29 protein-coding genes and 1 pseudogene are annotated in these 23,995 nt (G+C 45.6%); 12 read left to right on the top strand and 18 right to left on the bottom strand.

Annotation, left to right across the window (positions count from 1 at the left end; genetic code table 11):
• The first annotated feature begins 126 nt into the window (after positions 1-126).
• The 3 genes from rpmH (at position 127) to yidD (ending at position 990) form a co-directional block, all read left to right on the top strand.
• On the top strand, positions 127-294 hold the full coding sequence (gene rpmH, locus IPJ02_07625) for a 50S ribosomal protein L34 (protein MBK7375415.1): 168 nt from the start codon (positions 127-129) through the stop codon (positions 292-294).
• Between the two features lie 80 nt (positions 295-374).
• Positions 375-785 (top strand): ribonuclease P protein component, encoded by a 411-nt coding sequence (gene rnpA / locus IPJ02_07620; protein ID MBK7375414.1) that lies wholly within the window; start codon positions 375-377, stop codon positions 783-785.
• The gene (gene yidD, locus IPJ02_07615; GenBank protein ID MBK7375413.1) at positions 760-990 is read left to right on the top strand and encodes a membrane protein insertion efficiency factor YidD; all 231 of its coding nucleotides are present in this window, start codon (positions 760-762) and stop codon (positions 988-990) included. Before rnpA ends, yidD begins: the two co-directional genes overlap by 26 nt.
• A gap of 124 nt (positions 991-1,114) precedes the next feature.
• Here the strand turns inward: yidD and IPJ02_07610 are convergent, their stop codons facing one another.
• Together IPJ02_07610 and IPJ02_07605 are read right to left on the bottom strand one after the other, a co-directional pair.
• Positions 1,115-1,714, bottom strand: a complete 600-nt coding sequence (locus IPJ02_07610) for a superoxide dismutase (GenBank protein MBK7375412.1) — start codon at positions 1,712-1,714, stop codon at positions 1,115-1,117.
• Positions 1,715-1,828: 114 nt separating this feature from the next.
• Positions 1,829-2,266: a nucleoside deaminase gene (locus tag IPJ02_07605; GenBank protein MBK7375411.1), complete on the bottom strand. Its 438-nt coding sequence runs from the start codon at positions 2,264-2,266 to the stop codon at positions 1,829-1,831.
• 37 nt (positions 2,267-2,303) lie between these two features.
• Here IPJ02_07605 and IPJ02_07600 point away from each other — a divergent pair, with 37 nt between their 5' ends.
• The 3 genes from IPJ02_07600 (at position 2,304) to IPJ02_07590 (ending at position 4,915) form a co-directional block, all read left to right on the top strand.
• A complete protein-coding gene (locus tag IPJ02_07600; GenBank protein ID MBK7375410.1) occupies positions 2,304-3,668 on the top strand; it encodes an aldehyde dehydrogenase family protein in 1,365 nt (454 codons plus the stop codon).
• A 123-nt stretch (positions 3,669-3,791) separates the two neighbouring features.
• Positions 3,792-4,379: a glutathione peroxidase gene (locus tag IPJ02_07595; GenBank protein MBK7375409.1), complete on the top strand. Its 588-nt coding sequence runs from the start codon at positions 3,792-3,794 to the stop codon at positions 4,377-4,379.
• A gap of 8 nt (positions 4,380-4,387) precedes the next feature.
• A complete protein-coding gene (locus tag IPJ02_07590; protein ID MBK7375408.1) occupies positions 4,388-4,915 on the top strand; it encodes a hypothetical protein in 528 nt (175 codons plus the stop codon).
• Positions 4,916-4,994: 79 nt separating this feature from the next.
• On the opposite strand, the gene IPJ02_07585 is transcribed toward IPJ02_07590, so the two are convergent.
• Together IPJ02_07585 and dusB are read right to left on the bottom strand one after the other, a co-directional pair.
• A complete protein-coding gene (locus tag IPJ02_07585) occupies positions 4,995-5,597 on the bottom strand; it encodes a transposase (GenBank protein MBK7375407.1) in 603 nt (200 codons plus the stop codon).
• Between the two features lie 135 nt (positions 5,598-5,732).
• Entirely contained in the window at positions 5,733-6,773 is a 1,041-nt protein-coding gene (gene dusB / locus IPJ02_07580) for a tRNA dihydrouridine synthase DusB (GenBank protein MBK7375406.1), read from the bottom strand.
• Between the two features lie 66 nt (positions 6,774-6,839).
• Between dusB and IPJ02_07575 the strand changes: the two genes are divergently transcribed.
• The 4 genes from IPJ02_07575 (at position 6,840) to IPJ02_07560 (ending at position 9,554) form a co-directional block, all read left to right on the top strand.
• Entirely contained in the window at positions 6,840-7,838 is a 999-nt protein-coding gene (locus IPJ02_07575; GenBank protein MBK7375405.1) for a CPBP family intramembrane metalloprotease, read from the top strand.
• A gap of 2 nt (positions 7,839-7,840) precedes the next feature.
• Positions 7,841-8,554, top strand: a complete 714-nt coding sequence (locus IPJ02_07570) for a phosphatidate cytidylyltransferase (GenBank protein MBK7375404.1) — start codon at positions 7,841-7,843, stop codon at positions 8,552-8,554.
• An 87-nt stretch (positions 8,555-8,641) separates the two neighbouring features.
• Positions 8,642-9,298, top strand: coding sequence for a phosphatidylserine decarboxylase family protein (locus tag IPJ02_07565; protein ID MBK7375403.1), 657 nt, complete (start codon positions 8,642-8,644; stop codon positions 9,296-9,298).
• 79 nt (positions 9,299-9,377) lie between these two features.
• Entirely contained in the window at positions 9,378-9,554 is a 177-nt protein-coding gene (locus IPJ02_07560; GenBank protein ID MBK7375402.1) for a hypothetical protein, read from the top strand.
• 58 nt (positions 9,555-9,612) lie between these two features.
• On the opposite strand, the gene IPJ02_07555 is transcribed toward IPJ02_07560, so the two are convergent.
• Positions 9,613-10,311 (bottom strand): noncanonical pyrimidine nucleotidase, YjjG family, encoded by a 699-nt coding sequence (locus IPJ02_07555; GenBank protein MBK7375401.1) that lies wholly within the window; start codon positions 10,309-10,311, stop codon positions 9,613-9,615.
• A 65-nt stretch (positions 10,312-10,376) separates the two neighbouring features.
• Between IPJ02_07555 and IPJ02_07550 the strand changes: the two genes are divergently transcribed.
• Entirely contained in the window at positions 10,377-11,084 is a 708-nt protein-coding gene (locus IPJ02_07550) for an SDR family oxidoreductase (GenBank protein MBK7375400.1), read from the top strand.
• Positions 11,085-11,180: 96 nt separating this feature from the next.
• Complete coding sequence (locus IPJ02_07545; GenBank protein ID MBK7375399.1) at positions 11,181-13,079, top strand: protein BatD; 1,899 nt, start codon at positions 11,181-11,183, stop codon at positions 13,077-13,079.
• Here IPJ02_07545 and IPJ02_07540 read toward each other — a convergent pair.
• The 13 genes and pseudogenes from IPJ02_07540 to IPJ02_07480 all read right to left on the bottom strand — a co-directional run bounded on the left by IPJ02_07540 (position 13,070) and on the right by IPJ02_07480 (position 23,873).
• A complete protein-coding gene (locus tag IPJ02_07540) occupies positions 13,070-13,777 on the bottom strand; it encodes a response regulator transcription factor (GenBank protein MBK7375398.1) in 708 nt (235 codons plus the stop codon). The genes IPJ02_07545 and IPJ02_07540 overlap by 10 nt on opposite strands.
• Before the next feature lie 9 nt (positions 13,778-13,786).
• Positions 13,787-14,773, bottom strand: coding sequence for a two-component sensor histidine kinase (locus IPJ02_07535; protein ID MBK7375397.1), 987 nt, complete (start codon positions 14,771-14,773; stop codon positions 13,787-13,789).
• Positions 14,774-14,822: 49 nt separating this feature from the next.
• Positions 14,823-15,701 carry an NAD kinase gene (locus IPJ02_07530; protein ID MBK7375396.1) on the bottom strand — a complete coding sequence of 293 codons (879 nt, stop codon included), beginning with the start codon at positions 15,699-15,701 and terminating at the stop codon, positions 14,823-14,825.
• 45 nt (positions 15,702-15,746) lie between these two features.
• Positions 15,747-17,198 carry a hypothetical protein gene (locus IPJ02_07525; protein ID MBK7375395.1) on the bottom strand — a complete coding sequence of 484 codons (1,452 nt, stop codon included), beginning with the start codon at positions 17,196-17,198 and terminating at the stop codon, positions 15,747-15,749.
• A 73-nt stretch (positions 17,199-17,271) separates the two neighbouring features.
• A complete protein-coding gene (locus IPJ02_07520) occupies positions 17,272-17,934 on the bottom strand; it encodes a CBS domain-containing protein (GenBank protein ID MBK7375394.1) in 663 nt (220 codons plus the stop codon).
• 97 nt (positions 17,935-18,031) lie between these two features.
• Complete coding sequence (locus tag IPJ02_07515) at positions 18,032-18,787, bottom strand: alpha/beta hydrolase (protein ID MBK7375393.1); 756 nt, start codon at positions 18,785-18,787, stop codon at positions 18,032-18,034.
• Positions 18,788-18,888: 101 nt separating this feature from the next.
• Entirely contained in the window at positions 18,889-19,428 is a 540-nt protein-coding gene (locus tag IPJ02_07510) for a CvpA family protein (protein MBK7375392.1), read from the bottom strand.
• A gap of 23 nt (positions 19,429-19,451) precedes the next feature.
• The gene (locus IPJ02_07505; GenBank protein ID MBK7375391.1) at positions 19,452-19,904 is read right to left on the bottom strand and encodes a GatB/YqeY domain-containing protein; all 453 of its coding nucleotides are present in this window, start codon (positions 19,902-19,904) and stop codon (positions 19,452-19,454) included.
• A gap of 153 nt (positions 19,905-20,057) precedes the next feature.
• Positions 20,058-20,402, bottom strand: coding sequence for a gliding motility protein GldC (gene gldC, locus IPJ02_07500; protein ID MBK7375390.1), 345 nt, complete (start codon positions 20,400-20,402; stop codon positions 20,058-20,060).
• Positions 20,403-20,464: 62 nt separating this feature from the next.
• On the bottom strand, positions 20,465-21,583 hold the full coding sequence (locus IPJ02_07495) for a glycosyltransferase family 4 protein (GenBank protein MBK7375389.1): 1,119 nt from the start codon (positions 21,581-21,583) through the stop codon (positions 20,465-20,467).
• A 39-nt stretch (positions 21,584-21,622) separates the two neighbouring features.
• Positions 21,623-22,908 (bottom strand): annotated as a pseudogene (locus tag IPJ02_07490) (HlyC/CorC family transporter).
• Between the two features lie 43 nt (positions 22,909-22,951).
• A complete protein-coding gene (gmk, locus tag IPJ02_07485) occupies positions 22,952-23,527 on the bottom strand; it encodes a guanylate kinase (GenBank protein ID MBK7375388.1) in 576 nt (191 codons plus the stop codon).
• Between the two features lie 31 nt (positions 23,528-23,558).
• Positions 23,559-23,873 (bottom strand): hypothetical protein, encoded by a 315-nt coding sequence (locus IPJ02_07480; protein ID MBK7375387.1) that lies wholly within the window; start codon positions 23,871-23,873, stop codon positions 23,559-23,561.
• Between the last annotated feature and the right edge of the window lie 122 nt (positions 23,874-23,995).

Below are 23,995 nucleotides of genomic sequence, written 5' to 3'. Positions count from 1 at the left end.
TTTCCCTTACCTTTGCCGTCCTTTCACAAACAACAGGGATGGTGCCCTGCTGCGTGTAAAAATAGATCCGGAAATTAATTTGTAAAAGCCTGCCTGCCGTCATCAGGCAGGGAAAAACGTAATAAAATGCCAGGTAAAAAAAGAACCTATCAACCGCACAAACGTCGCAGAAAATCTGTACATGGTTTCCGCCAGCGTATGCAGACAGCCAATGGCCGTAAGGTATTGGCAAGCCGCCGTAAAAAAGGACGTCATAAACTGACCGTTTCCAGCGAACACGGAGATAAAAAATAAGATCACCGGTTTCCCGGACGGGAACCTGGTCAATATATTTGAGTCCTGCTTACCGGCAGGACTTTTTTAATTTTGAGGAATTGGAACCCAAACAACGACATACATTTAAGAAAGAGGAAAAGCTCAAAAGCCGGAAAACAATTGAACTATTGTTCAGGGAGGGCAGGTCGTTTTCCATTTTCCCCTTTAAGGTGATCTGGAAGTTTACTGAAAATGCGGGCGCTGAATTACAGGCTGGTTTTACCGTAAGCAGCAAACAGTTCAAAAAGGCAGTTGACCGGAACCGGATCAAACGCCTGGTACGGGAAGCATACCGGTTGCAAAGAAACACACTTCGGCAACAGTTGAAAAACAGCGATAAGCACCTGGCTGTTTTCTTTATTTATGTTGGGAATGAATTGCCGGATCCGCCATTCCTGTTTGAGAAAACAGGGAACGTAATAAAGCGACTTATAAAAATCGTAAATGAGAACAGTCTGGCAGATACTTAGTTTCCCCTTTATCATGCTGATAAAGCTTTACCAATGGATCATCTCTCCGTGGCTGGGACAAAAATGCCGCTATACACCAACCTGTTCACATTATGCCGTGGAGGCATTGAAAAAATACGGGCCCGTAAAAGGACTTTGGCTTACCATCAGGCGGGTGAGCAAATGCCATCCCTGGGGCGGACATGGCTATGACCCGGTACCATAGCCCGTTTCCTAAAGGGGCAGGCATGGGGAGATCTATAGATTAATTACTTCGGTATGTATCTGAAAAAAGCCGTGATCCTTTACGGTCACGGCTGAATTTCATTTATTCCTCTTTAGGGCAGGGGTCAGAGTCTTTCTGCCACCTTATTCCAGTTCACCACATTCCAGAACGCAGCCAGATAATCTGCACGGCGGTTTTGATAATGCAGGTAATAAGCATGCTCCCAGACATCACAACCTAAAATTGGTTTTCCTTTCACATCTGCAACATCCATTAAGGGATTATCCTGGTTAGGAGTAGAGGTCACTTCCAGTTTGCCATCCTTTACGATCAGCCATGCCCATCCGCTTCCAAATCTTGTCATTCCGGCTGCAGCGAATTTTTCTTTGAACCCATCAAAAGAGCCAAATGCTGCATTGATGGCATCTGCAAGTTTTCCGCCTGCCGGGGGAGTTCCGCCGGCGTTGGGCGCCAGGCTCTCCCAGAAAAAACTATGATTCCAGTGCCCGCCGCCATTGTTACGCACAGCAGGGCTGATGCTCCCGGCAGCAGCTACCAGTTGTTCGATGGTTTTATTTTCATGTTCGGTCCCGGCAATGGCTTTATTCAGGTTATCTACGTAGGCCTGGTGGTGTTTGCCATGGTGTATCTGCATGGTCCGGGTGTCGATATGTGGCTCTAATGCATCAAATGCGTAAGGCAGAGCCGGTAGTGTAAATGCCATAATTATTTGTTTTGAATGTTAGATGATTATTTCTGTCCTGTAAAGGAATAACAAATTTACGAAGGGAAGGTTGATTATGAATTACGGACTGTTATTTCTTTCTTATCTCGAAAACTAACGCTTGCTTTTAAAAAAATCCTTCATAAGCCGGCCGCATTCATCTTTCAAAATACCGCCTGCTAATTCTGTTTTGGGGTGAAAAGGGTTTTTGTGTCCCGTCGATCTCCGGTAGCCGTTCTTTTCATCGGTTGCACCATACACGATCCTGCCGATCTTACTCCAGTACAAGGCGCCGCTACACATCAGGCAGGGTTCCACTGTTACATACAGGGTGGCTTCGGGCAGGTATTTACTGCTCAAAAAATTAAAGGCCGTGGTAAGGGCCAGTATTTCGGCATGGGCGGTACTGTCATTCAGCAGCTCCACCTGGTTGTGGCCACGGGCTATGATCTTATCATTCATCACAATGACAGCACCTACCGGCACTTCGTCTTTCTCAAAAGCCTTCTGTGCTTCTTTCAGCGCTTCCAGCATATATTGTTCATCAGTCATAAAACGATTTTGCTACCTTTCAGCAAATTTATGTTTAATGGCAGACTTATTGCAAATGCGGCGGTATTATGAAAGCGGCATTACAAGATCCTATGCTTTCCGGAGGGAACAATTGATGAAGTTCAGGGATGCTTTAAGGAAATACGAAAAGCAGTTCCATGAGGCGTTGTACATTGACCTGAAGAAAAGTCCCGAAGAATGCTGGGTAACCGAAACAGGGTTCCTGCTTGCCGAGATCAATAATGCCATCCGGAATCTGAAGCGGTGGATGCACGCAGACCACGTACCGACGAACCTGGTAAACATCCCGTCTTCCAGTTTTGTAATGAAGGAGCCGTTGGGCGTCGTGCTGATCATTAGCCCTTGGAATTACCCGCTGATGTTATTGCTTACCCCCCTGGTGGGTGCCATCGCTGCCGGAAACTGTTCCATCATAAAGACTTCGGAATTTGCTCCTGCAACGGCTGCAGTAATAAGACAGTTGATGGAAGAAACTTTTGAGAAGCACTATATACAGGTTGCTGAAGGAGATGGCGCAACAGTAATACCCGGGATGATGAACAATTTCACTTTCGATCATGTGTTCTTTACGGGAGGCACTGCGGTGGGAAAACAGATCTATAAAATGGCTGCAGAACGGTTGGTGCCCGTAACGCTGGAACTTGGCGGAAAAAGCCCCTGCATCGTTGAAAGCGATGCCAACATCAACGTGGCGGCCCGGCGGATCGCTGTTACAAAATTCAGTAATGCCGGACAGATGTGTGTGGCGCCTGACTATGTATTGGTGCATGCAAGCAAAAAGGAAGAATTGATTGCCGCATTGAAAAGGACCATTCATGATTTTTTCGGTGACAGGCCGGAGGATAGCTACAATTATGGAAAGATCATCAATGAAAAACAATTTAACCGGTTGATAAATTACCTGCAACAGGGAACCATAATCTATGGGGGCAGAACGGATAAAGACAAACTGTTCATAGAACCAACGGTACTGGATAATGTGAGCATGGATTCCGATGTGATGAAAGATGAGATTTTCGGACCCGTGCTTCCCATTATCCCGTTCAGCACAAAGGAAGAGGCCCTTAAAATAATTGAGCAAAATAAAAACCCGCTGGCCTTTTATGTCTTTACATCTGGCAGGGCAAAGGAAAAGGACTGGCTGAACAGCGTGGCCTTCGGCGGCGGCTGTGTGAATAATTCCAGCTGGCACCTTACCAATCATCACCTGCCTTTTGGCGGCAGGGGTTTCAGCGGCAGTGGAAATTGTCATGGAAAGTACTCCTTTGATACCTTCAGTCATAAAAAAGCTGTGATGAGAACGCCCACCTGGTTTGACCCGGCGATAAAATACCCGCCATTTAAAGGGAAGCTGAAACTGTTTAAATGGATCATCCGGTAAGTAATGAAAGAGGGAAAAAAGAAGAATAAATACAGGGGACTGAAAATAGTTTTAGTTGTAATACCGTTATTGATGATCAGTTCCTGGGGTTATGTTGAAATTGTAAACCGAAATTCAAAGAATATGACCGGCCGGCAGAAAGTTTTAAAGGCAGTTTACCCATTGTGGATCTGGTGGGCAAATAAGCGGGGATTCAATACAAAGAGAACATCCAATGAAAATGCAAAGCCATTGGTCTCCTTCTACTCATTAAAGGATACCCTGATCGACGGAACCGCGTTTGATTTTGCTCAACTGAAGGGCAGGAAGGTATTGCTGGTGAATACCGCATCCGATTGCGGTTATACCGGGCAATACGACGACCTGCAAAAGCTAAGTGAAAAGTATAAGGACAAACTGGTTGTTATCGGTTTCCCGGCCAACAATTTCAAAGAGCAGGAAAAAGGAAGCAATGAAGAAATTGCGGCATTCTGCAGACTCAACTTTGGCGTTGGATTTCCGTTGATGAAAAAAAGCAGTGTACGGAAAGGCCCCGAACAGAATAAAGTGTTTCAATGGCTTACCGACCCGGCGCAAAACGGCTGGAACAGCCAGCAGCCGTCCTGGAATTTTTGTAAGTATATTGTGGATGAGAACGGACGCTTAACAAATTATTTTGCATCCACGGTTGAGCCGACGGGTAATGAGATCATTCAGGTAATAAATCAATAAATCCTTTTATGTTTGAACAACGCGACTTTAATTTCATCTACAAATATTTTATAGCTGAAAAACAGGAAAGCCTTTTGTTTCTCATAGTAGGCATTGTCGCCATCATGCTCGCCATTATATTTTTCATTTTCATCAGGTCCAATCCGTTGTTCTATAAAGGAGCGGCCATACCCCTGCTGGCAATCGGCATCATTCAGTGCGTGGTAGGGTTCGCCGTTTACGCCCGGTCAGATAAACAAATGAACGAGGTTGCCTACAATATCGGTATGGAACCGGTGTCTTATACAAGGACACAGGAATTACCCAGGATGGAAACCGTGATGAAGAATTTCGTTATCTACCGCTGGGTGGAGATCGCTTTGATCGTTACAGGTATTGTATTGATATTTCTTTTCAGGACAAACCCGGATCGGTCATTCTGGTACGGATTGGGCATTACATTGGCCATACAGGCTTTTCTTATGCTGGGCGCTGATTTTTTTGCAGAAAGAAGGGGAGGGGTTTATACTGAGGAGTTAGAAAACCTGGTGAAATGACAGGCTTCAAGGGTTCAGGTCGCTGCAGCGCCCCGACCCTGTTGGTTAGAGTCGGGACGCTGCAGCGGCCTGAATCCTCTCAATAAAACTTCTTTAGATCATCTTCTGTAGAGTTTTCTCCTAGCCTTGATACGATATCTTTTTCAGTTAAGCCAGTGCAGTTGAAAAAGAAAATTTTATTGCAAAGTGTCCCATTTCTTTCACCTGTGTAATCAAGCCAGGAAGAATAGTTCCAGTCTTTTATACTAGCTACCAATTTGGCCTTAACCGGGTTTTGATGAATATAGAAGAAACAACTTTCGATATAATTTATTTTTTCTCCTTCAACCTGTTCGCTTAATATTTTTGCTTTTGTCTTTTGCTGAAATAAAGAACCGGTAGTGCCATTTTGTTTATTTATGGCCTGGGAATAACTGCTTAGCAGGATTCCAACCCGGTACGGGAATTCCTGCATTGCCTTTCCGCCAAAAGATGGCCTTGTTTTTATACTTTCTTCCGTTGCCCTGATCATCAAATGGAAATGATTGGGCATCAGGCAATAGCAGATAATATCTGATGCAGGTACAAGCTGCTCACTCATTTTTTTAATAAAGAAAAGGTAATTGCTTTCGTTAAAGAAAACAGGTTGACGGTTATTGCCCCTGTTATAAATGTGGTAGAATTCGCCTGCTGTTAAATGCATAGGAGAGAAAAGTACAAAGGCGAAATGATTCAGGAAGCTGGTAGTGTCCCGTTTTTTTAGTTTTTTTTCCGTTTAAGATTGGTGAAATTCTTCTTCCGAAAGTCAATGGTTCAGGCCGCTGGTAGCGTCCCGACCCTAATTCACCGGGCACTTTTCGTGGTAGTTGATCAGTTCAATGGGCGCCTTTTCAAACTGGTACCCTTCATATTTCACAACGATCTCATCCAGTACGGCATCAATTTCTTCCACCGTTTCAAGCGTAACCAGTTTTAAACGATAATCCTTAATGCCCGGCATTCCTTTTAAATAATTGGTATAATGCCTTCGCATTTCAAAAATGCCGACCTTGGGACCCTTCCATTCGTATGATTTATGCAGGTGCTTTTTACAAACAGCAACCCGGTCTTCAATGGAAGGAGCGGGAAGATGTTCGCCTGTCTTTAAAAAATGTTTTATCTCGTTAAATATCCAGGGATAACCAATGGCGGCACGGCCGATCATGATGCCGTCGATACCGTATTTGTTTTTGTATTCCAACGCTTTTTCCGGGCTGTCGATATCCCCGTTCCCAAAAATGGGAATGTTGATCCTTGGGTTGCTCTTTACTTTTCCGATCAGTTCCCAGTTTGCCTCCCCCTTGTACATCTGGGTTCTTGTCCTTCCATGAATGGCCAGGGCTTTGATGCCAACATCCTGCAGCCGTTCGGCAACCTCTTCTATGTTTTTGGTATTCTCATCCCAACCGAGCCTTGTTTTAACGGTAACGGGCAATGACGTTGATTTCACCACGGCGCTTGTCAACCGCACCATCAGGTCAAGGTCTTTTAATACGCCTGCACCGGCTCCTTTCAATGCCACTTTTTTTACCGGGCATCCGAAATTGATGTCCAGCAGATCGGGGTTGGTGACATCCACAATTTTTGCAGCAAGCGCCAGGCTTTCTTCATCCCCGCCGAAGATCTGTATGCCAACGGGTTTCTCGTAATCAAAAATGTCAAGCTTTTTCCGGCTTTTGATTGCATCCCGTATCAACCCTTCACTGCTGATGAATTCTGTATACATCAGGTCGGCGCCATGATCTTTGCATACGGCCCGGAACGGCGGGTCGCTTACATCCTCCATGGGCGCAAGTAAGAGCGGGAAATCAGGCAGTTGTATATGACCGATGCTTGGCATTTTATTTTTTAAACCTTTTACTCATTGTATATTGCGGTGGCAAATTTACAACTAATCGGCGTAGCTATGCAATACAGCAGTGTAAAAGGTTTAAACGGATGGGCCCAGCTGGGTATGCTATTGATCTTTTTGGGAGCAGGCTTTTTAATGGCTGGTGCTGTTCAGTTCCTGATCGGGCTTCAAATGATGCCCGCAGGCACTCCCCTGGAGAAAGTGGGGGATGAATTGATAAAAGCAATGTCGAACCCGGCCAATGTTGGTTATGCCAGGCTGAGCCAGGTGCTGGGTACTTTTTTTCTCTTATTTGTTCCTGCGGTGCTTTATTTACTGGTTTGCCATGGTAAGAATTTTTTCTGGCTCGGCTTTAACAGGCATATCAATAGCCGCCAGGTCATACTCGGTTTCTTTCTCATCTTCCTGGCCAATGTGCTGGCCAACCCGCTGGCAGACCTCAGCAAAATGGCCCTGGCTGATTTTCCCGGCATTAAAGCAATGGCCCAGCAGATGGAAGATGCCTATACCGAACAGGTGCTTGTATTGAGCAACCTTAAAAGTTGGGGCGAATTTTTTATGGCCATTGTCATCATGGCTTTTTTCCCGGCGCTGTTTGAAGAGATCTTTTTCCGGGGAGCTTTACAGAACCTGCTGGAGCGCTGGTGGAAGATGCCATTACTGGCGGTACTGGTAACATCGCTGTTCTTTAGTTTCATCCACATGTCCCTTTATCTTTTCCTTAGCCGTGCATTGCTGGGGTTCGTATTGGGACTGATGTACCAGCGGAGTAAAAACCTCTGGGTGAATATTGTGGCGCACTTTTTAAACAATACTGTGGCGGTGATACAACTGTTCTGGATATCGAGGAATGCAGGGAAGGTAGAAGTAGACAAACTGGACCCCAAAGTACCGATGTGGGGCGCACTGATAGCACTTGTCATCACCTGGGGCTTGTTCATCCTGTTTGAAAAGGTATCGGTTAAGAACCGCAGGCAGATCGCTTTTGAAGAGCAGGACCTGTTTGAACAGAAAGACCTGCTGCACCATTTCCCTGAAAATAAAAAAGTGTAACCGTGGCATTCAACCTTCAGACCTTTAAGACCCGTGCATTAACAGCGCTGCTTTTTGTAGCGGTGATGCTGGCTGGTTTGCTCTGGAATTTCTGGAGTTTCCTGGTTTTGTTTACGGTGATCCATTTCGGGTGCTGGTATGAGTTTGTGAAACTGATGAAGAAGATATATGCTGGTAAATATTTTGGCTATTGTTTACTGGGATTGATTTATATATCAATACCTGTTTTAATGATGATTGATTTACGGACATTTTCCAAAATATATACGCTCGGATATGAAAACAAATTGATTCTTGATACAGAAATTCCTCTTTGCATCATTTTTTCCATCTGGATTAATGATACGATGGCTTACCTGGTAGGTTCTTTTATCGGAAAAACGCCGTTGACAAAAATTTCGCCTAAGAAAACATGGGAAGGAACTATCGGGGGTATCATTCTTTGTGTGATTGTTATGGGTTTTTTATATCCCCTGATAATTGGAGAGGAACTGCGTGTATCATCCGCACCAACGAATACATGGTTTTTCATTCCTGCCCTCTGCGGCATCTTCGGCACTTTCGGTGATCTCTTCGAAAGTAAATTAAAACGCATGGCCGGGGTTAAAGACAGCGGCAGTTTTATGCCGGGTCATGGTGGTTTCTTGGACCGGTTTGATTCCCTCCTTTTTGCCGTTCCTGCTGTATGGGTTTATGTACAGGTATTCCTGAAATGAGTGAAATGGTTACTTCAGGAGAGACTGAACCACAAACTACAAACCACAAACGTATAACTCATTATCTTTGCGGTCTAACTCAGCATAATGACCATACACAGGGAAGGATACAAAAGCATCGGCATTGCCACACTGATCTTCGGGGCGATAAACTTATCGGTATATTATTTTCTCAGCGCTTCTATGATGTGGCTTTGTAATATCATTTTCATTCTTACCCTGGGACTGTTATTATTCCTCATATCTTTTTTCCGCATCCCAAACCGGAAACTGACCATCCGTGAAAATGCGGTTATTGCTCCAGCCGATGGTAAAGTGGTAGTAATTGAAGAAACAACCGATGAGGAATATTTTAAAGACAAACGCCTGCAGGTCTCCATATTCATGAGCCCTGCCAATGTACATGTGAACCGCAATCCCATCAGCGGCGAAGTGGTGTATAACCAGTATCACAAAGGCAAATACCTGGTGGCCTGGCATCCCAAATCCTCTACCGAAAATGAGCGGCATTCGGTGGTCATCCGGCAGGGGAACACCGAGATCCTGGTAAAGCAGATAGCCGGGGCCCTGGCCAAACGTATTGTAAATTATCTTCAGGTGGGCCAAAAAGTGAGCCAGACCGATGAAATGGGTTTTATCAAGTTTGGCAGCCGGGTTGACCTGCTTTTGCCAGCGGGCACCAGGGTGAATGTGAAGCTGAACCAGGCCGTAAAGGGCGGGGTAACCGTGATAGCTACCCTCTGATTTTTAACAAATCAGGCTTGGCACTCTGCAATTTCTGCCCTATTTTTACGTTGATTAATCAAACAAAAAATTTTAGTTCATGAAGAAAGTACTTTTATTAGCGACTGCATTTATGTTTGTTACCGGCGTAGCGTTGGCCGACAAAGGAAAAAAGAAGAAATGTGCTAAAGGAAAAACCTGCTGCACCAAAGAAGCAAAAGCAAAGACCGATAAGTCCTGCTGCAAAGACAAAGAAAAAGCAACCGCTAAGATGTAATTCACAAGATCTTTTCTAAACCCCATCCATCCCTGGATGGGGTTTTTTATTTCCCCGCTCAGAAGATATCTTCCAGTTCCTTTAAATGTGTAACCGTATAGGTAGGTTTTAATTGGGTCACGGCATTGATGTGATTCACAAACACCGAATCCATGCCGGCATTCATGGCGCCCTGTATATCCGCATCCAGGTTATCACCGATCATGATGCTTTCGGGCAAGGATGCTTTTGCCTTGTCCATGGCATAATGAAAGATCTCTTTCTTGGGTTTGAGGCTGTTACTGGCTTCCGAAGTGATCACATGGGTAAAATAACTGCCCAGCCCGCTGTTGTTCAATTTGCTCCACTGGGTTTTTTCAAAACCATTGGTGATGAGGTGTAAAACGTAATTTTTGTCAGTCAGGTAGTTGAGTATTTCTGTGGTATGAGGAAACAGCAGTTTTTTTGTAGGAAGTATTTCCAGGAATTTGGCGCTCAGGTCGCGGGCAAGGGGCTCGTCGGCCACTTTAAAATCGAGCAATGTACGCCACATACGTTTCCATTTTAATTCTTCCGAACTGATGAGCCCTTTGTGATACCGGTCCCATAGTACTTCATTATGAAATAAATATTTTGGGTAGAAATCTTCAAACGGGGTATCTATCCTTTCATAAAGGCTGAACAGGGAATATAACTCACCCAGTGTTTCCCGGGCATTGGCATCAAAATCCCAAAGGGTGTGGTCCAGGTCGAAGAACAGGTGCTTGTATCGGGGCATGCGTATTTAAATGGGGGAATAGTAACTTTACTTATCATTGCAAGATAACCAATTAACTTTTACAGATGAATATCGTAATAACCGGTGCATCCAGGGGATTGGGCAAGGCCATTGCTGAACGGTTTGCTGCAGATGGACAGGCACACCAGTTGTTCCTATGTGCCCGGACCAAAAATGAACTGGAAGCTACCGGCGCAGCATTGCGGGATCGTTTTCCTGCAGTGAACGTGTATACAAGGGTTTGTGATGTGTCGGATAAAGATCAGCTGCTGGAATTTGCAGACTGGGTGAAAAGCCAATGCGGTAAAACAGACATACTGGTAAATAATGCCGGCATTTACCTGCCCGGGAGTGCTTATGGCGAGGATGACGGAAACCTGGAAAGCCTGATGGAAATAAATGTTTACAGTGCTTATCATCTTACCCGGCTGTTGTTGCCTGCCATGATAAAGGCCAAAAGCGGCCACATCTTCAATATGTGTTCCATTGCATCCCTGAATGCCTATCCCAACGGAGGGGCCTATGGCATCAGCAAATATGCCTTGTATGGCTTCAGCAAAAACCTGCGGGAAGAGATGAAGCCCTACGGTATTAAGGTCACCCATGTGCTTCCCGGCGCCGCCTACACCGATTCCTGGAGCGGAAGCGGTGTAGACCCCAACCGCATCATGGAGGCATCGGATATTGCCGGAATGCTGTACGCCGCCGCTCAACTCTCTGCAAAGGCCTGTGTGGAAGAGATAATACTGCGGCCCCAGTTGGGCGACCTGTAATTCCTTCCGGGGTTGGTTTAACAATTTATTTCGTCCGTTTATCTACGTTTAACTTCTGAGGCAGTTGGCAATCCGTTATTTTTGATGCCAGTTATCATGCAAGATTGTCTACAAAAACTATTCTTACTGTTCTTCTTATGCTGCGGGTATTCCGCAACCGCACAGGTCAGGTTTACAGCCAGTATTGCTCCCGCCGTGATCGGAAAGAATGAATTTGCACAACTGAAACTGATGGTTGAAAATGCGGGGGAAGTGCAGCAGATAGAACCTCCGCCCTTAAAGGATTTTACTGTTATAAGCGGACCCAGCCAGGAGAGCGGGATGAGCATGGTGAACGGGAATGTAAAAAGATACATTGCATTGAGTTATATCATCAAACCGAAGCAGACAGGAAATTTTTTCATTCCACCTGCCATGGCAAGGGCCGACGGGGCTATGTACAGGAGTAACGGCGTTACCATTAAAGTGGTGGCAACTTCTACCGGGAACACGCAGCAACTTAATACCCCCGGCAACCCTTTTGCCGGCATGAACCCCTTTGATGAACCGGCGCCGAGGTCAACGAACCGGGATTTCATTCTGAAAAAAGGAGAGGATCCCCTGGAGAAAATAAACAGGAACATGTTTGTTGCGCTGGAAGTGGACCGGAAAAGCTGTTATGTGGGAGAACCTGTTGTGGCCACGTACAAATTGTACACCCGGTTGAAGAGCGAAAGCAACCTGATCCGGAATCCTTCTTTCAACGGGTTTTCGGTAATTGACCTGCAGCAACCGGATAATACCAGCTACCAGGTTGAAAAAAAAGACGGCAGGGAGTATAATGTGTACATCATCCGTAAGGTGCAACTATACCCGTTGCTGCCCGGCGACCTGGAACTGGGAGTGGCAGAGATCGAGAACAATGTCCGCTTTATTAAAGCAGAATACCTCAACCAGCGCCCTGATATTTTTGACGGCATGTTACCCGATTTTTCCGATGCGATGATCCCGCCGGAAGGGATGGAACTGCAGAAAGTCACCCTGAAGAACAAACCGGTAGTGATAGTTGTGAAACCCATGCCGGAAACGAACAAGCCGGCCAATTTTAAAGGAGCAGTAGGCAACTTTACCATTGGGGCAAGAGTTGAAAAAAATAATTTCACCACAGATGACGGTGGCAGGTTGGCGGTGATCATCAGCGGCGAAGGGAACCTTCAGATGATAAATGCTCCCGGGATCTCATGGCCGGAAGGTATAGAAGGATTTGATCCTAAAGCAACAGATGACCTGTATAAAGGGACCGTGCCGGTGGGCGGAAGAAAAATATTTGAATTCCCCTTCACGGTTTCCAGGCCCGGTACGTATAATATCCCGGCATTCTCATTCAGTTTCTTCGATCCCCGGCAGGGGGTGTACAGATCGGTTGAAACGAAACCAATACCTATCACGGTGATGCCCGGTACGGGAAGGCCTAAAGTGATCAAAGAGGAGAACCCGGTCCGGAAAGAAGATTCTTACCTCGTCCTTTTTTTTAAGAACCGCCTGCGGGTCATTAGTGTGGTGGCAATACTCATCATTTGCGGACTTATATTCTGGCTGAAGCGGGATTTTAAAAAAGAGAAACAGGTACTGGCAGCAGAAGAGATCAGGCCTGAGGTTGATGAAAAACCGGTACAGGAGATCATGGATGGCCAGCAAAATCCTTTTACGAAGGCCAATGAACTTTTGCAACATGCTGACGGGAAATTATTTTACATGACCCTGAATGAGGAGTTGAAAAAATACCTGGCAAAAAAGCTTTCCATCCCGGCCGAAGACCTGAACAGGAGAACGATAGCCTCCCGGATGGATAAGATGGGCATTGCTCATGAAACATCCATGCAGGTGTACGGCCTGGTGGACGAAATTGAATTCCAGCTTTATACTCCCGTTGTGGAAAATGAAAACAGAAAGGCGTTGTATGAGAAAGCAAATGAGGTTGTTCAGTTACTCAATACCTATCATGCTCATGCATGAGTGAACTTGTATCCCACTCCCCTTACTGAATGAAAATATTCCGGCGCCCGGCTGTCTTCTTCAAAATATTTGCGGAAGTTGAGGATGAAGTTGTCAATGGTGCGGGTGGTAGGGTAAACATTGTATCCCCAAACCACCTGCAGTATCTTTTCCCGGGTCACCACTTCATTCTTGTTTTCGATGAGCAGCTTCAGCAGCATGATCTCTTTTTTGGTCAGCGTTACCCGCTCACCGCTTTTTGTATATGCTTCCGATGCCTTGAAATCAATTTTATTCTTACCAAACTCATAAATTTCCGGGACGGGCACTTTAACACTCAGCCGCTCACTTTTTTTGATGAGCTTGTCCACCCGCAGAAGTAGCTCTTCCAGGTTAAAGGGTTTGGTCAGGTAATCATCCGCTCCTTTCTTCAAACCCAGCACCCTGTCGGCACTGCTGTTCTTTGCGCTCAGTATCAGGATGGGAATGTCCGGGTTGCTGAGCCGGACGGTTTCGCAAACCGTGATACCGTCCAGTTCGGGCAGCATCACATCCAGTATGATCAGGTCGAAATGTTCTTTTGTTACCGCCTTTAATGCTTCTGCGCCGTCGTAAGCGCTGGTGATCTCGTAGCCTTCCAGTTCCAGGTTAAGTTTCAATGCTTCCTGCAAATTCTCTTCGTCTTCAACCAGTAGTATGGAAAATTTTTTATCGGCCATTGTGCTAAGCTACCTTTTTTCAGTAAATGAATTCAATTCAACCGTAAAAATAGAACCCGCGGGTGTATTATCTGTCACAGAAATGTTTGCATTGTGCTGCCGGGCAATTTTCTTTGAGAGGTAAAGTCCCAGCCCGGTGCCTTTTGCCGCTTTGGTTGCAGCGTTCCCTACCCGGTAAAACTTGGTGAATATTTTTTGTTTCTCCTCATCGGATATACCCTTGCCTTCATCCTTCACCTGCAGGATGATCCTGTTATTTTCTTCATGAAGATCTACTGTAACGGGAAGTTCCTTTGGGGCATATTTGATCGCATTATCGATCAGGTTGTTCACCAGCATCTGCAGCAGCAGCCGGTCGCCCTGCACAAACAATTCTTCGTTTACAGCCGGCCGGATGATGTGCTGCGGAAAACGGGTCATAAAATCCTGTACGCAGGTACTTACCAGTTCGCTGAAATTGGTTTCTTCGTTGGTGATGCGGTAACCGCCTGCTTCTATCTGGGAAGAGAGCAGCATGTTATTGCACAACGCATTGAGCCGGTTGGTTTCCTGCAGGGTTATTTGCAAAAGCCGTTGCTGCTGCTGCTCATCCAGCTTTCTTTTCTGTATGGTCTCCAGGTTCAGTTTGGCAACGGAGATGGGTGTTTTTAATTCATGGGTAAGGGCCATCATAAAATGCTGCTGGTCCTGGCTTTGTTTCAACTGACGGCGTACAGCGCGGTAAACAAATACCGCCCCGGCTATGATGAGCAGGAAAAAAGTGATGCCTTCTCCCATGTATTGCGCTGACTTTCTTTTTTCCAGCGAACGGAATTTTTCGGCTTCTGCCTCGTAACCGGGATCAGCCGGGTGCAGTTGTTCCATTTCATATTTTGTCATCAGCCGGTTTTGCCGGTTCAGGGCAATGAACCACCAGACCAATGCTGCCAGTATGTAAGCCAGCAGGAACCAGTAAATAAAAAATACCAGTCGGAGTTTTTTTGTCTTGTCGGGCATAAAGGAATTCTGCAAAGGTATGTTGAAAAGACAGATGCTGTCCGGGTGATCAGTTCCTTTTATCCAGCCCCCAGCTCAGTTTATTCCGCAGCGTTTGGAGGAAATTATTTTCGTTAAGGCGGATCAGGTTCACCATAAAATTCTCTTTTCGTACGGCTAATTGAATTTCTTTGGGTACTACTTCCCGGCGGCTGTCAAGGGAGCATAAGAAGCCGTCTGTTCTTCCTTCCACTTCAAAGGAGATGACATTGTTGTCGGGCACCACGATGGGGCGTATGTTGAGGTTATGCGGAGATACCGGTGTAATTACAAAACTTCCGCTGTCGGGGAAGACCACCGGGCCATTGCAACTCAGCGAATAACCGGTTGAACCGGTAGGCGTGGCCACGATCAACCCGTCTGCCCAGTACGTGTTTAAAAATTCACCATTCAGGTAAGTGTGAATTTTTATCATGGGCGAAGTATCTTTTTTGTGCAGGGTGAATTCATTCAGTGCAGAGGGTCCGTCTTCGAACAGGGGAATGTTGGCGTCTAAATGAATGAGTGTTCTTTTATCCAGTACATAGGTCCGGTCAACCAGGGCCTGTACGGCCAGGTGCAGTTCATCCCGGCTGATATTTGCCAGGAAACCAAGCCGGCCGTAATTGATGCCCAGTATGGGAATGCCGCTGTCCTTAACAAAGGTCACGGTATCCAGCAGGGTTCCGTCACCTCCAAGGCTCATCATGCAGTCAATGCTCTCATCCAGGTCGTCGGATGAATTGAAGGTGGAATACTTTGTCTTGATATCAATGGAAGAATAAAACTGGTTGAAGAAATCCTGGTAAAATACGGGTTCTACATTGCTTAATGCCAGTTCATCCAGCAGTTGTATAATGTCCTGGTGCTGGTTTTCCTTAATGCCCCTGCTGTAGATCGCTATTTTCATACCCCCGGCGGAGATGGTTTTAGTAAAGTGCCAGTAAATATACCCCTAAAATCCGGATTGGTTATGTAAAAACAGGCCGTTTTCTTTTAACTGGTTGAAACTGTATTCAAAGCGGAGGTTTATATCATACAGGGTGAGTACATCGATGCCAAAACCACCGGTGTAAAGCAGCCGGTTATTCAGGTATGTGTAGGTTGTTTTTTTATTGTATGCATAACCAAGATCGGCATAGGTCTTCGCAAAGAAGGTAAAGGGGATCTTTGTAATTACCTTCGGGAAGAGGGTGAATGGAATATTGAATGAAACGATCTTCTTTTTCAATGTTGTTTTAACCAGGGCCGTGGCAACCCCGTCAATTACATAATATTCCAGCCCCCGCAGGTAATTCTCGCCATACCCGAGCCCCCGCTGGTTGATGTATGCCTGGTCGAACGGCAGTTTTACTTTTCCATTCAGGTAGATGCTGCTGTACCAGTTCTTGCCCAGGCTGAAGTATTTGTTGTAACCGGCTTCCAGGGTAAGCACATTTATTCCGCCCGATATGCCAAGCCCTCTTTTCTGGAAACTCAAAAAGGCGGATCTGCCGGTCAGCGGGTAAGAAACATTGTTTACATTGGAGTACTGGACCTGGTATGTGAACTCAACGATATTCTTTGAAGTGACCGGGCCGTTAAAATAATCCGGGTTGTATTTTATGTTGATGATGGAATCCGCCACTTTGATGTACGTATAACTTGCCGAAAAGATATGCCTTTTGAACAGGCCCTTGCGGATTATGAACCCGGCGCCGGCGTATATCGTCTTTCTGGTAAAATCATCTTTTTTGTAAAGAAGGATATTGTTGGAGGAATCTGTTTTGTAAGGGGTCTCCCGGTTTTGAGAGTAACCCGCATTTACGATGAACCCGTTGGTAAGGGAGCGGTTGCTGTACGGGTTGCTGTATGAAAAGGAAATATTCCGGGTATACCCGTTGATCAGGTAGATACGCAACTGGTCGCGGCGGCCACTCAGGTTATAATGCACAAATTTTATCCCGTAGTTCACCCGGTCAAAACGGGCGTTGTAGGTCTTGTACCATTCGTTAAAATTCCGGTCAACCGGCTGAAACAGCGGAACGGGGTAAAAGTACCAGCGCTCGGTAACATGTACGGCTATGTTCACGTGCTGCGAATCCACAACCGTCAGCACAAAGCTCACTTCATTAAAAAGGGTGGTGTTGTAAACCTGCCGCCGGGCCTGTTCCATTTCTTTTTGCAGGGAAGATACCTGCAGGGAATCGCCTTTTTTGAAATGCATCTCCCGGTAAACAATGTATATCTTGGTTTTTTTTGTTCCGGTTACTTCCAGGCTGTTGATGCAGACCTTTCGGTTTGAATCGGAAGGAAGCACCGATATGTTGTTCATGGTAACGGGGGGCGTTTTTTGTTTTTGTGCCTGCGAAGACAGGGCAGGAAAAAGCAGGAGGCAGCAAAGCATTATTTTTATCAGATCGGTCATTGCATCAAAACTTTACTGCCTGACAGGAATATAAAGATAGCTGCTGCAGGGAAAACAGGGAAGAAGAATATCTTTAAATATCAAGGTAGTTCATCAGGTGGCGATAATTGCTGTGTATCTCATTTTCAAAATTCTCATAGCCAAAATAATAGATCACGTCAAATTCGTACCGTTCAAAAGTTGCTACGATGGACGAGATCTCTTTTTTATTCAGGTGAATGGTCACGGTAAGCATTCCCGTTTCGGAATGAACCGTTGTATTCAGGTGAAGGATGGTGGCATCGTTGCTCTCCACGATGCGGCTTATTTCTGAAATGGCAAACTGGCTCCGTTCCATTTCCAGCACGATGATGCCGCCAATTTCGTTGGTGCCTGCAAAATTGCCCAGCGTTTTCAAAAGATCGCTGGCGGTGATCACACCCACCAGTTCATTCTCTTCATTAACAACGGGCACCACCGTAGTATCAAACTGGTTGCAGCAGGTTACGGCATTCAGGAAATGTTCGTTATCGTGAACAGAAGCTTTCAGGAAGTTCTCCTGCAACAGTTCTACAGGCATTTTGGGTTCTTCCGCGTCCAGCAGGTCGTCTTCACTTACCAGGCCAAGGTATTTCTCGTCTTCTACTACCGGCAGGTGGGTAAGCCGGAAATCGCTGATGAGGGTCAGGGCCTTGCTTACAGAGTCTTTCAGTTGCAGGCGTGGGATATTGCTATTTATCAGTTCAATGGTTAACATATTACCGGGTTGGGTTAATTGCCGCTATGCCAATAACGATGAATTCTGGTATAAATTATATGGACAATTTAATTTTTAAATTGTTGCAGCCGCAGTCTTAAACTTTGCATAAAAACTGGTCAAGTAACCTGTTAAATTCTTCCGGTACTTCCATCATGGGAGCATGGCCGCATTTATCAATAAAATGCAGTTCACTGTTCGGTATCAGGCGGTTGAATTCTTTCGCCACGAAGGGGGGTGTGATGGTATCGTTGTTTCCCCAGATAAGACAGGCGGGCTGTTTTATCTGGCTCAGTTCTTCACCCAGGTTATTGCGTATGGCGCTTTTTGCCAGGGCAATGATCTTGATGACCTTCATGCGGTTGTTGGTTATCTCAAAAACCTCGTTCACCAGTTCCTCGGTGGCCATGGCCGGGTCATAAAAAGTAAGTTGTGTCTTTTTACGTATGTATTCCTTATCGCCCCTTTTCGGATAGGTATCGCCCATTCCGTTCTCAAACAGGCCCGAACTTCCGGTGAGGATAAGGGATTTGATGCGTTCGGGATGCTTTAAAATATGAACCAGCGCCACATGGCCGCCTAATGAATTTCCAAGCAGGTGGATATTATCGTAATTGCGGTGTTCAACAAAGCGCTGTACAAACTTCTGTAAACCGCCTACGGATGTATGAAGCAGGTCAAGGTCGAGTAAAGGCAGCAGGGGTACCACCACCTTATTGGTTTTGCGAAAATGCTCAATGAGGAACTGGAAATTGCTGAGTGCACCAAATAACCCATGCAACAGCATCAGCGGTTCTCCATCGCCCTCTTCAATGAATTTAAATTTCCCGTCTTGTTTTATTTCGTAACTCATCCGTAAATACAAATTGTTTAATATAAAGCGCCATCTCAATCTTTATATTATGAAACCGGCGATCCGGGCTAAAATTACGTCAAATAAGATAATGCCTGAAATTAATGCTGAATTTTGTCAGGTATCGTATTAAAAAAATCCCCTAATTCGGTAAACATGTCTTTGAAAACAGGTATGACCCTGCCAAAATTATCCATTACCACAGGCCCCCAGGGCTTTATAAAGCCATAGGTCAGCGATGATCGAATGGTATCCGGCCGTATCAACTGCAGTTTTTCTGCATAAAATACAGCAATGCTGAAAATGATGCTGTAAAGTACAGCATACAATAAGATACCGGCTACCCGGTTCGCCCATCCGAGCAATGCAAACTGAATGGTCTTTTCGATGAATTTGGCGCCCAGCCTTACCAGGATGACCACCACCAGGAAAACAAGTACAAAGGCAACAACGGGCAGCCACCTGGCTGAGATGCTCACACTGTCTTTCAGGTATGCAGCAACTACGGTTGACAATTTTAAAGCGGCTGCCAGGCCGATGATGAAGGCGAGAACAGAAAATACAGCTATGACAAACCCCTTTTGATAACCTTTGATTACGGCCATTACAATAAGCACTGCGAAAACCAGGTCTATCAGCATATGGTATCTGTGTAGATTATTTTTTACCCGGCCAGTAATTCTTTTACTGCCGTACTGATGGTTTTTCCATCGGCCAGCCCTGCCAGTTGTTTGCTGGCCACTCCCATCACTTTGCCCATATCTGCTGCAGAAGCGGCGCCGGTATCAGCAATTATTTTTTTCAGTGCTTCCTTCAGTTCTGCTTCACTTAATTGTTTGGGCAGGAATCTTTCGATCACGGCCATCTCTTCTTTTTCTTTGGCAGCCAGGTCTTCTCTTCCCTGGTTTTCAAATATCTCCAGCGAGTCCCTGCGTTGCTTCATCATCTTTTGCAGGAATTTCTGTTCGGTTGCTTCATTGATCCCGCCTCCGGCACCCGGTTCGGTCTTTGCTTTGATGATCTCTGCCTTGATGGCCCGCAAGCCACGCAACACTCCTTCGTTCTTCGCCTTCATGGCTTCTTTCATTTCGGCCATTATCTGTTGTTCTAAACTCATGGTGGTATGTTTTACTTGGTTTAAAATCAGGGAAGTAGCTGCTGGCTGCACGGGATAGGTCTTTACTAAAAAACATCCTTTTGGTTTGCTATCAGGATAAGATCTCTGTATGTAAGATCTTGTACCTTGCCACTTCCCCCTTACGGCTTATTTCTATCCCTGTTCTTTCAGTTGTATTGCCCTGAATTTATCAAAAAACTCTTTGGCAAATTTTTTCATGTCATCACTCATTTCCTCCTGGCGGGTGGCCCGCTTAAATGAATCCGCCATACCCATCATCATCTGGTAATAAAAGTCGGCCATTTCATCCACCATCATGTCCTTGGTCCAGAGGTCGATCCGCAGCGCTGATTTATCTGTTCCGTCCCAAAAAGCCACACTCATGGCTTTTGCCTTTTGCACCATATCGGCGGTGCTGTCGCTTGCCTGCCAGTTTATTTGCTCCGGCATTTTATCCGGGTCAAGCAGGACGTCGATCTTTATTGTTGATTTGTTCATACTATACGGGGTGATTTTTAGCTAAGACCGGTTTTGTTTATGCGCTGCAAAATTAACTGAAATTAGCCATTGACGGCTTTCTTTATCAGCGACCCCAACAACTCACCTGCCTTGCTATTTTGAAAGATACCAGCTCTTTTCATTCCTGTCCTGGCCATATCCCGGGCCTTATCCTCGTCTTTGAATACCGTCATCATCATCTGGGCAATATCCTCAAAATCATCCGGGTTCGCATACAAAGCCGCATCATCACAAACTTCGGGCAGGGAGCCGGCAGCACTGCATACCAGCGGCACACCACATTGCATGGCCCGGAAAGGGACCAGGGCGGCATCTTCATACAAAACCGGGTGAACCACCGCACAGGCAGCGGCGGTTATTCCTGCCAGTTCATTTCCGGTAAGGCGCTGCAATACTTTCACCTCATCCCTGTATTTGTATGTTTTGAGCCTTTTCATAAGATCTTCTCCCGGGTTGCCGGTGACCAGTAACAGCATACTGCTCTTCTGCCTTTTTTTAAAAAATGAAAAGGCTTTCAGCAGGTTGACCAGGTTACTGCGTGGGTTGTCGTTCCCGGAACATAAAAAGTATTCTTTTCCATCAGCATGGGTTTCCCGGACGTTCTCTTTTTCTTCCTGGCCAAGGGGTACATACATTCCGGCAGCCCCTTCGTGGATCACTTCAATTTTTGACGGATCCGTTTTACAATGATCAACCAGTACTTTTCTTGAGAATTCCGAAACGGTTGCCACGGCTTTTGCTTTGGCAATAAAAGCAGCGGTATTCTTTTTATAATAACGGGCATTTGCTTTTCTGAAGTACAAAGGGTATTGCAGGAAAGAAGTGTCGGGGATCACAATGCACTGGGGAATTTCTGTACGTAATGAACAAATGCCATCCAAGCTCACAAAAACATCTGCCTTTTGTTTTTTTAACAACGGGGGTAACCTGTAATTGAACCAGTACTGCATCAATAAACCATTCTTTATCCCGGGGCCGGTTACCAATGCAGTCACATTTTTTGGAAAAGTCATCTCAGCGTCAAAAACCTTATCGGACAGGAACAGGAACCGGTGCTGGTCATTTTCTTTGACGAACGGAAGCAGCTGATCCACATCAAAGCTCCTGCCGGCATCGCGGCGGCCTGTGCCTAAAAATCTTGTATCAATGGCAATTATCATGTGCACAGGCAGGTTAAAATAAAAATCCGGAAGCAAAAACTATTTGATGACCTTCAGTTTCACCATCTCAATACGGGTATCGCTTACGTTTAAAATGTCGATCTCATAATTACCCATGATGATATGGTCTTTCAACCGGGGGATCTCTTCATGGTTTTTGATGATATAGCCGGACAGGGTCTCCGTTTCTTCGTCATTCGGGAAGTTCAGTTTGTACTTCTCCGTTATGTAATCCAGTTCCAGCCTGCCGCTGAAGATGAATTCATTACCTGCCAGTTGCTTTTCCACAAACTCTTCGGTGTCGTATTCGTCTTTAATGTCGCCGAATATCTCTTCCAGCAGGTCTTCCATGGTGACAATTCCGGCGGTGCCGCCAAACTCATCTACCACCCAGGCAATGGTCTTGTGTTCCTTGCTGAATTTGTTCATCAGGTCGGTGGCACTCATGCTCTCGGGCACGGTAGGGATGGGCAACAAAATATCCCTTACAGATGCCGGGCGCTTGAACAGGTCGAGCTGGTGAATATAACCGCTGATGTTATCGATGTTATTTTCGTACACCACCAGTTTGCTCAGCTGGGTGGAAATGAATTTGCCCTTTACTTCATCGATGGATGTGTTGATACCCACCGCTTCAATCTCCTTCCGGGGAATGAGGCACTCCCTGAGTTTTGTTTCGCTCAGCGACAGGGCATTCTCGAACAGCTCTTTGTTTATTTCATTGCTATCCTCCTCTTCATGGCTTCCGCTCTGTTGCATGAAATGCTCCAGGTCTACTTTGCTGAACATATCTTTTTAGGGTTGATCTTTACATTGAAAATGTATTTCAGTATCCATTCGGAGATGTCAACAAAATAAGATGCCAGGGAAGAGAACAGCCAGTAAAAGAAGCGGACGATGTAGCTGATGGTGGTGGAATTCATCACATCATTGTTCCTTGCCCGGAAAAAAGCCTTACAAATGAACTCCACAAAAAGAACGATCAGTGTGGAAAGAACGGTTTCAACAAATAGCTTGATGTACTTTACGGAATCGGTTAATGAATCAGGCAGTTTGGACTCGATCCAGTGCCAGATGGGGAACAGCATATCTACCACCAGCAGGCCATATACCACAAAAACGATGTTGATGCCTACCAGGGTGGTACCTATGAAACGGGCAGGGCGGTCGGAAAAATAGCCCCATACCTTTCCGCTGCGGGTGCCCTGTTTACGGTTCAGTTCTATGGAAAGTTTGTTGGCCGTAATAAAGGCTATTTCTATTCCGGCGAAAAAACCGATAAGCAACAGGGAGGCGATGATGGCAACGGGGGTTATCCAATCCATGCAGTAAAAATAAGAAAGAGTTTTTAAAAAGCCCTTTTAGTGGTTATTGCAGCAGGAATTCACGCACGATCTGTTCTGCTTCTGCACAGGCACGTTGCAGGTTGTCATTTACTATGGTCTTGTTGAAATGATCCTTGAAAGACATTTCATAGGAGGCTTTATTTATCCGGGCGCCCAATGATTCTTCCGTTTCTGTGCCGCGGCTGAGAAGTCTTTTTTTCAGTTCATCTACCGAAGGGGGGTCTATAAAAAGGCTGAGGGTATTTTCGGGATATTGCTGTTGTATGTGAATGGCTCCTTTAACGTCGATATCAAGAACCGGAACCTTATTAAGCGCCCAAATGCGTTTCATTTCTGATTTCAATGTGCCGTAGTATTTTCCTTCGTATACCATTTCCCATTCGGCAAATTCCTTGTTCTGTATCTTCTGTTTGAAATCATCCACGCTTATGAAATAATAATCCACGCCGTCTTTTTCATTGCCTCTTGATTTGCGGGTGGCGGCAGAAACGGAAAATGCCAGCACGGGAAAAACATTCATCAGGTGGCGGGTGATAGATGTTTTTCCGGCACCCGATGGAGCCGTAATGATCAGTATCTTCTGGTGTATCGAACTCATGCGCAAAGAAACTATTAAAATTTCATTTTGGCTAATGCGGTTTAAAATGCAGCACCAGCGGTGCATTGCCTGTACTGCTGCTTAATACCAGGTCGTTTTCTGTTAGCGTATTGATGGTATAGCGGTTAATGGTATTCCTGCTATCCGGCGTACAAATAAGGGTTCTGCCATCGTCCATAATGCCGTAGGTTCCTTTGACCGTAACCCTGCTTCCGATCGTACATTCATATGCATGATCCTCCTTAAAGGTCCAGCTAAGTGATTCAAGAGCAGCTATCAATTGCACGGTACTGATCGAATCTTCCGGACCCTGAAAGCGCTCATTGGCAAGATCCGGGTTATCCACTTTTATGCAGTCCCATTTTTTGGTCAGTAACTGTTGGGTTTTATTTTGGCAGGAATGAAAAAAGTATATGCATAGAACTGTTGCTGATATGATCACTGGTTTTTTCATGTGATTTCAAACCT

It is taken from the genome of Chitinophagaceae bacterium, from assembly GCA_016710165.1.
GTDB lineage: Bacteria > Bacteroidota > Bacteroidia > Chitinophagales > Chitinophagaceae > Ferruginibacter.
This window is presented reverse-complemented; position numbering and strand designations above follow the sequence as displayed.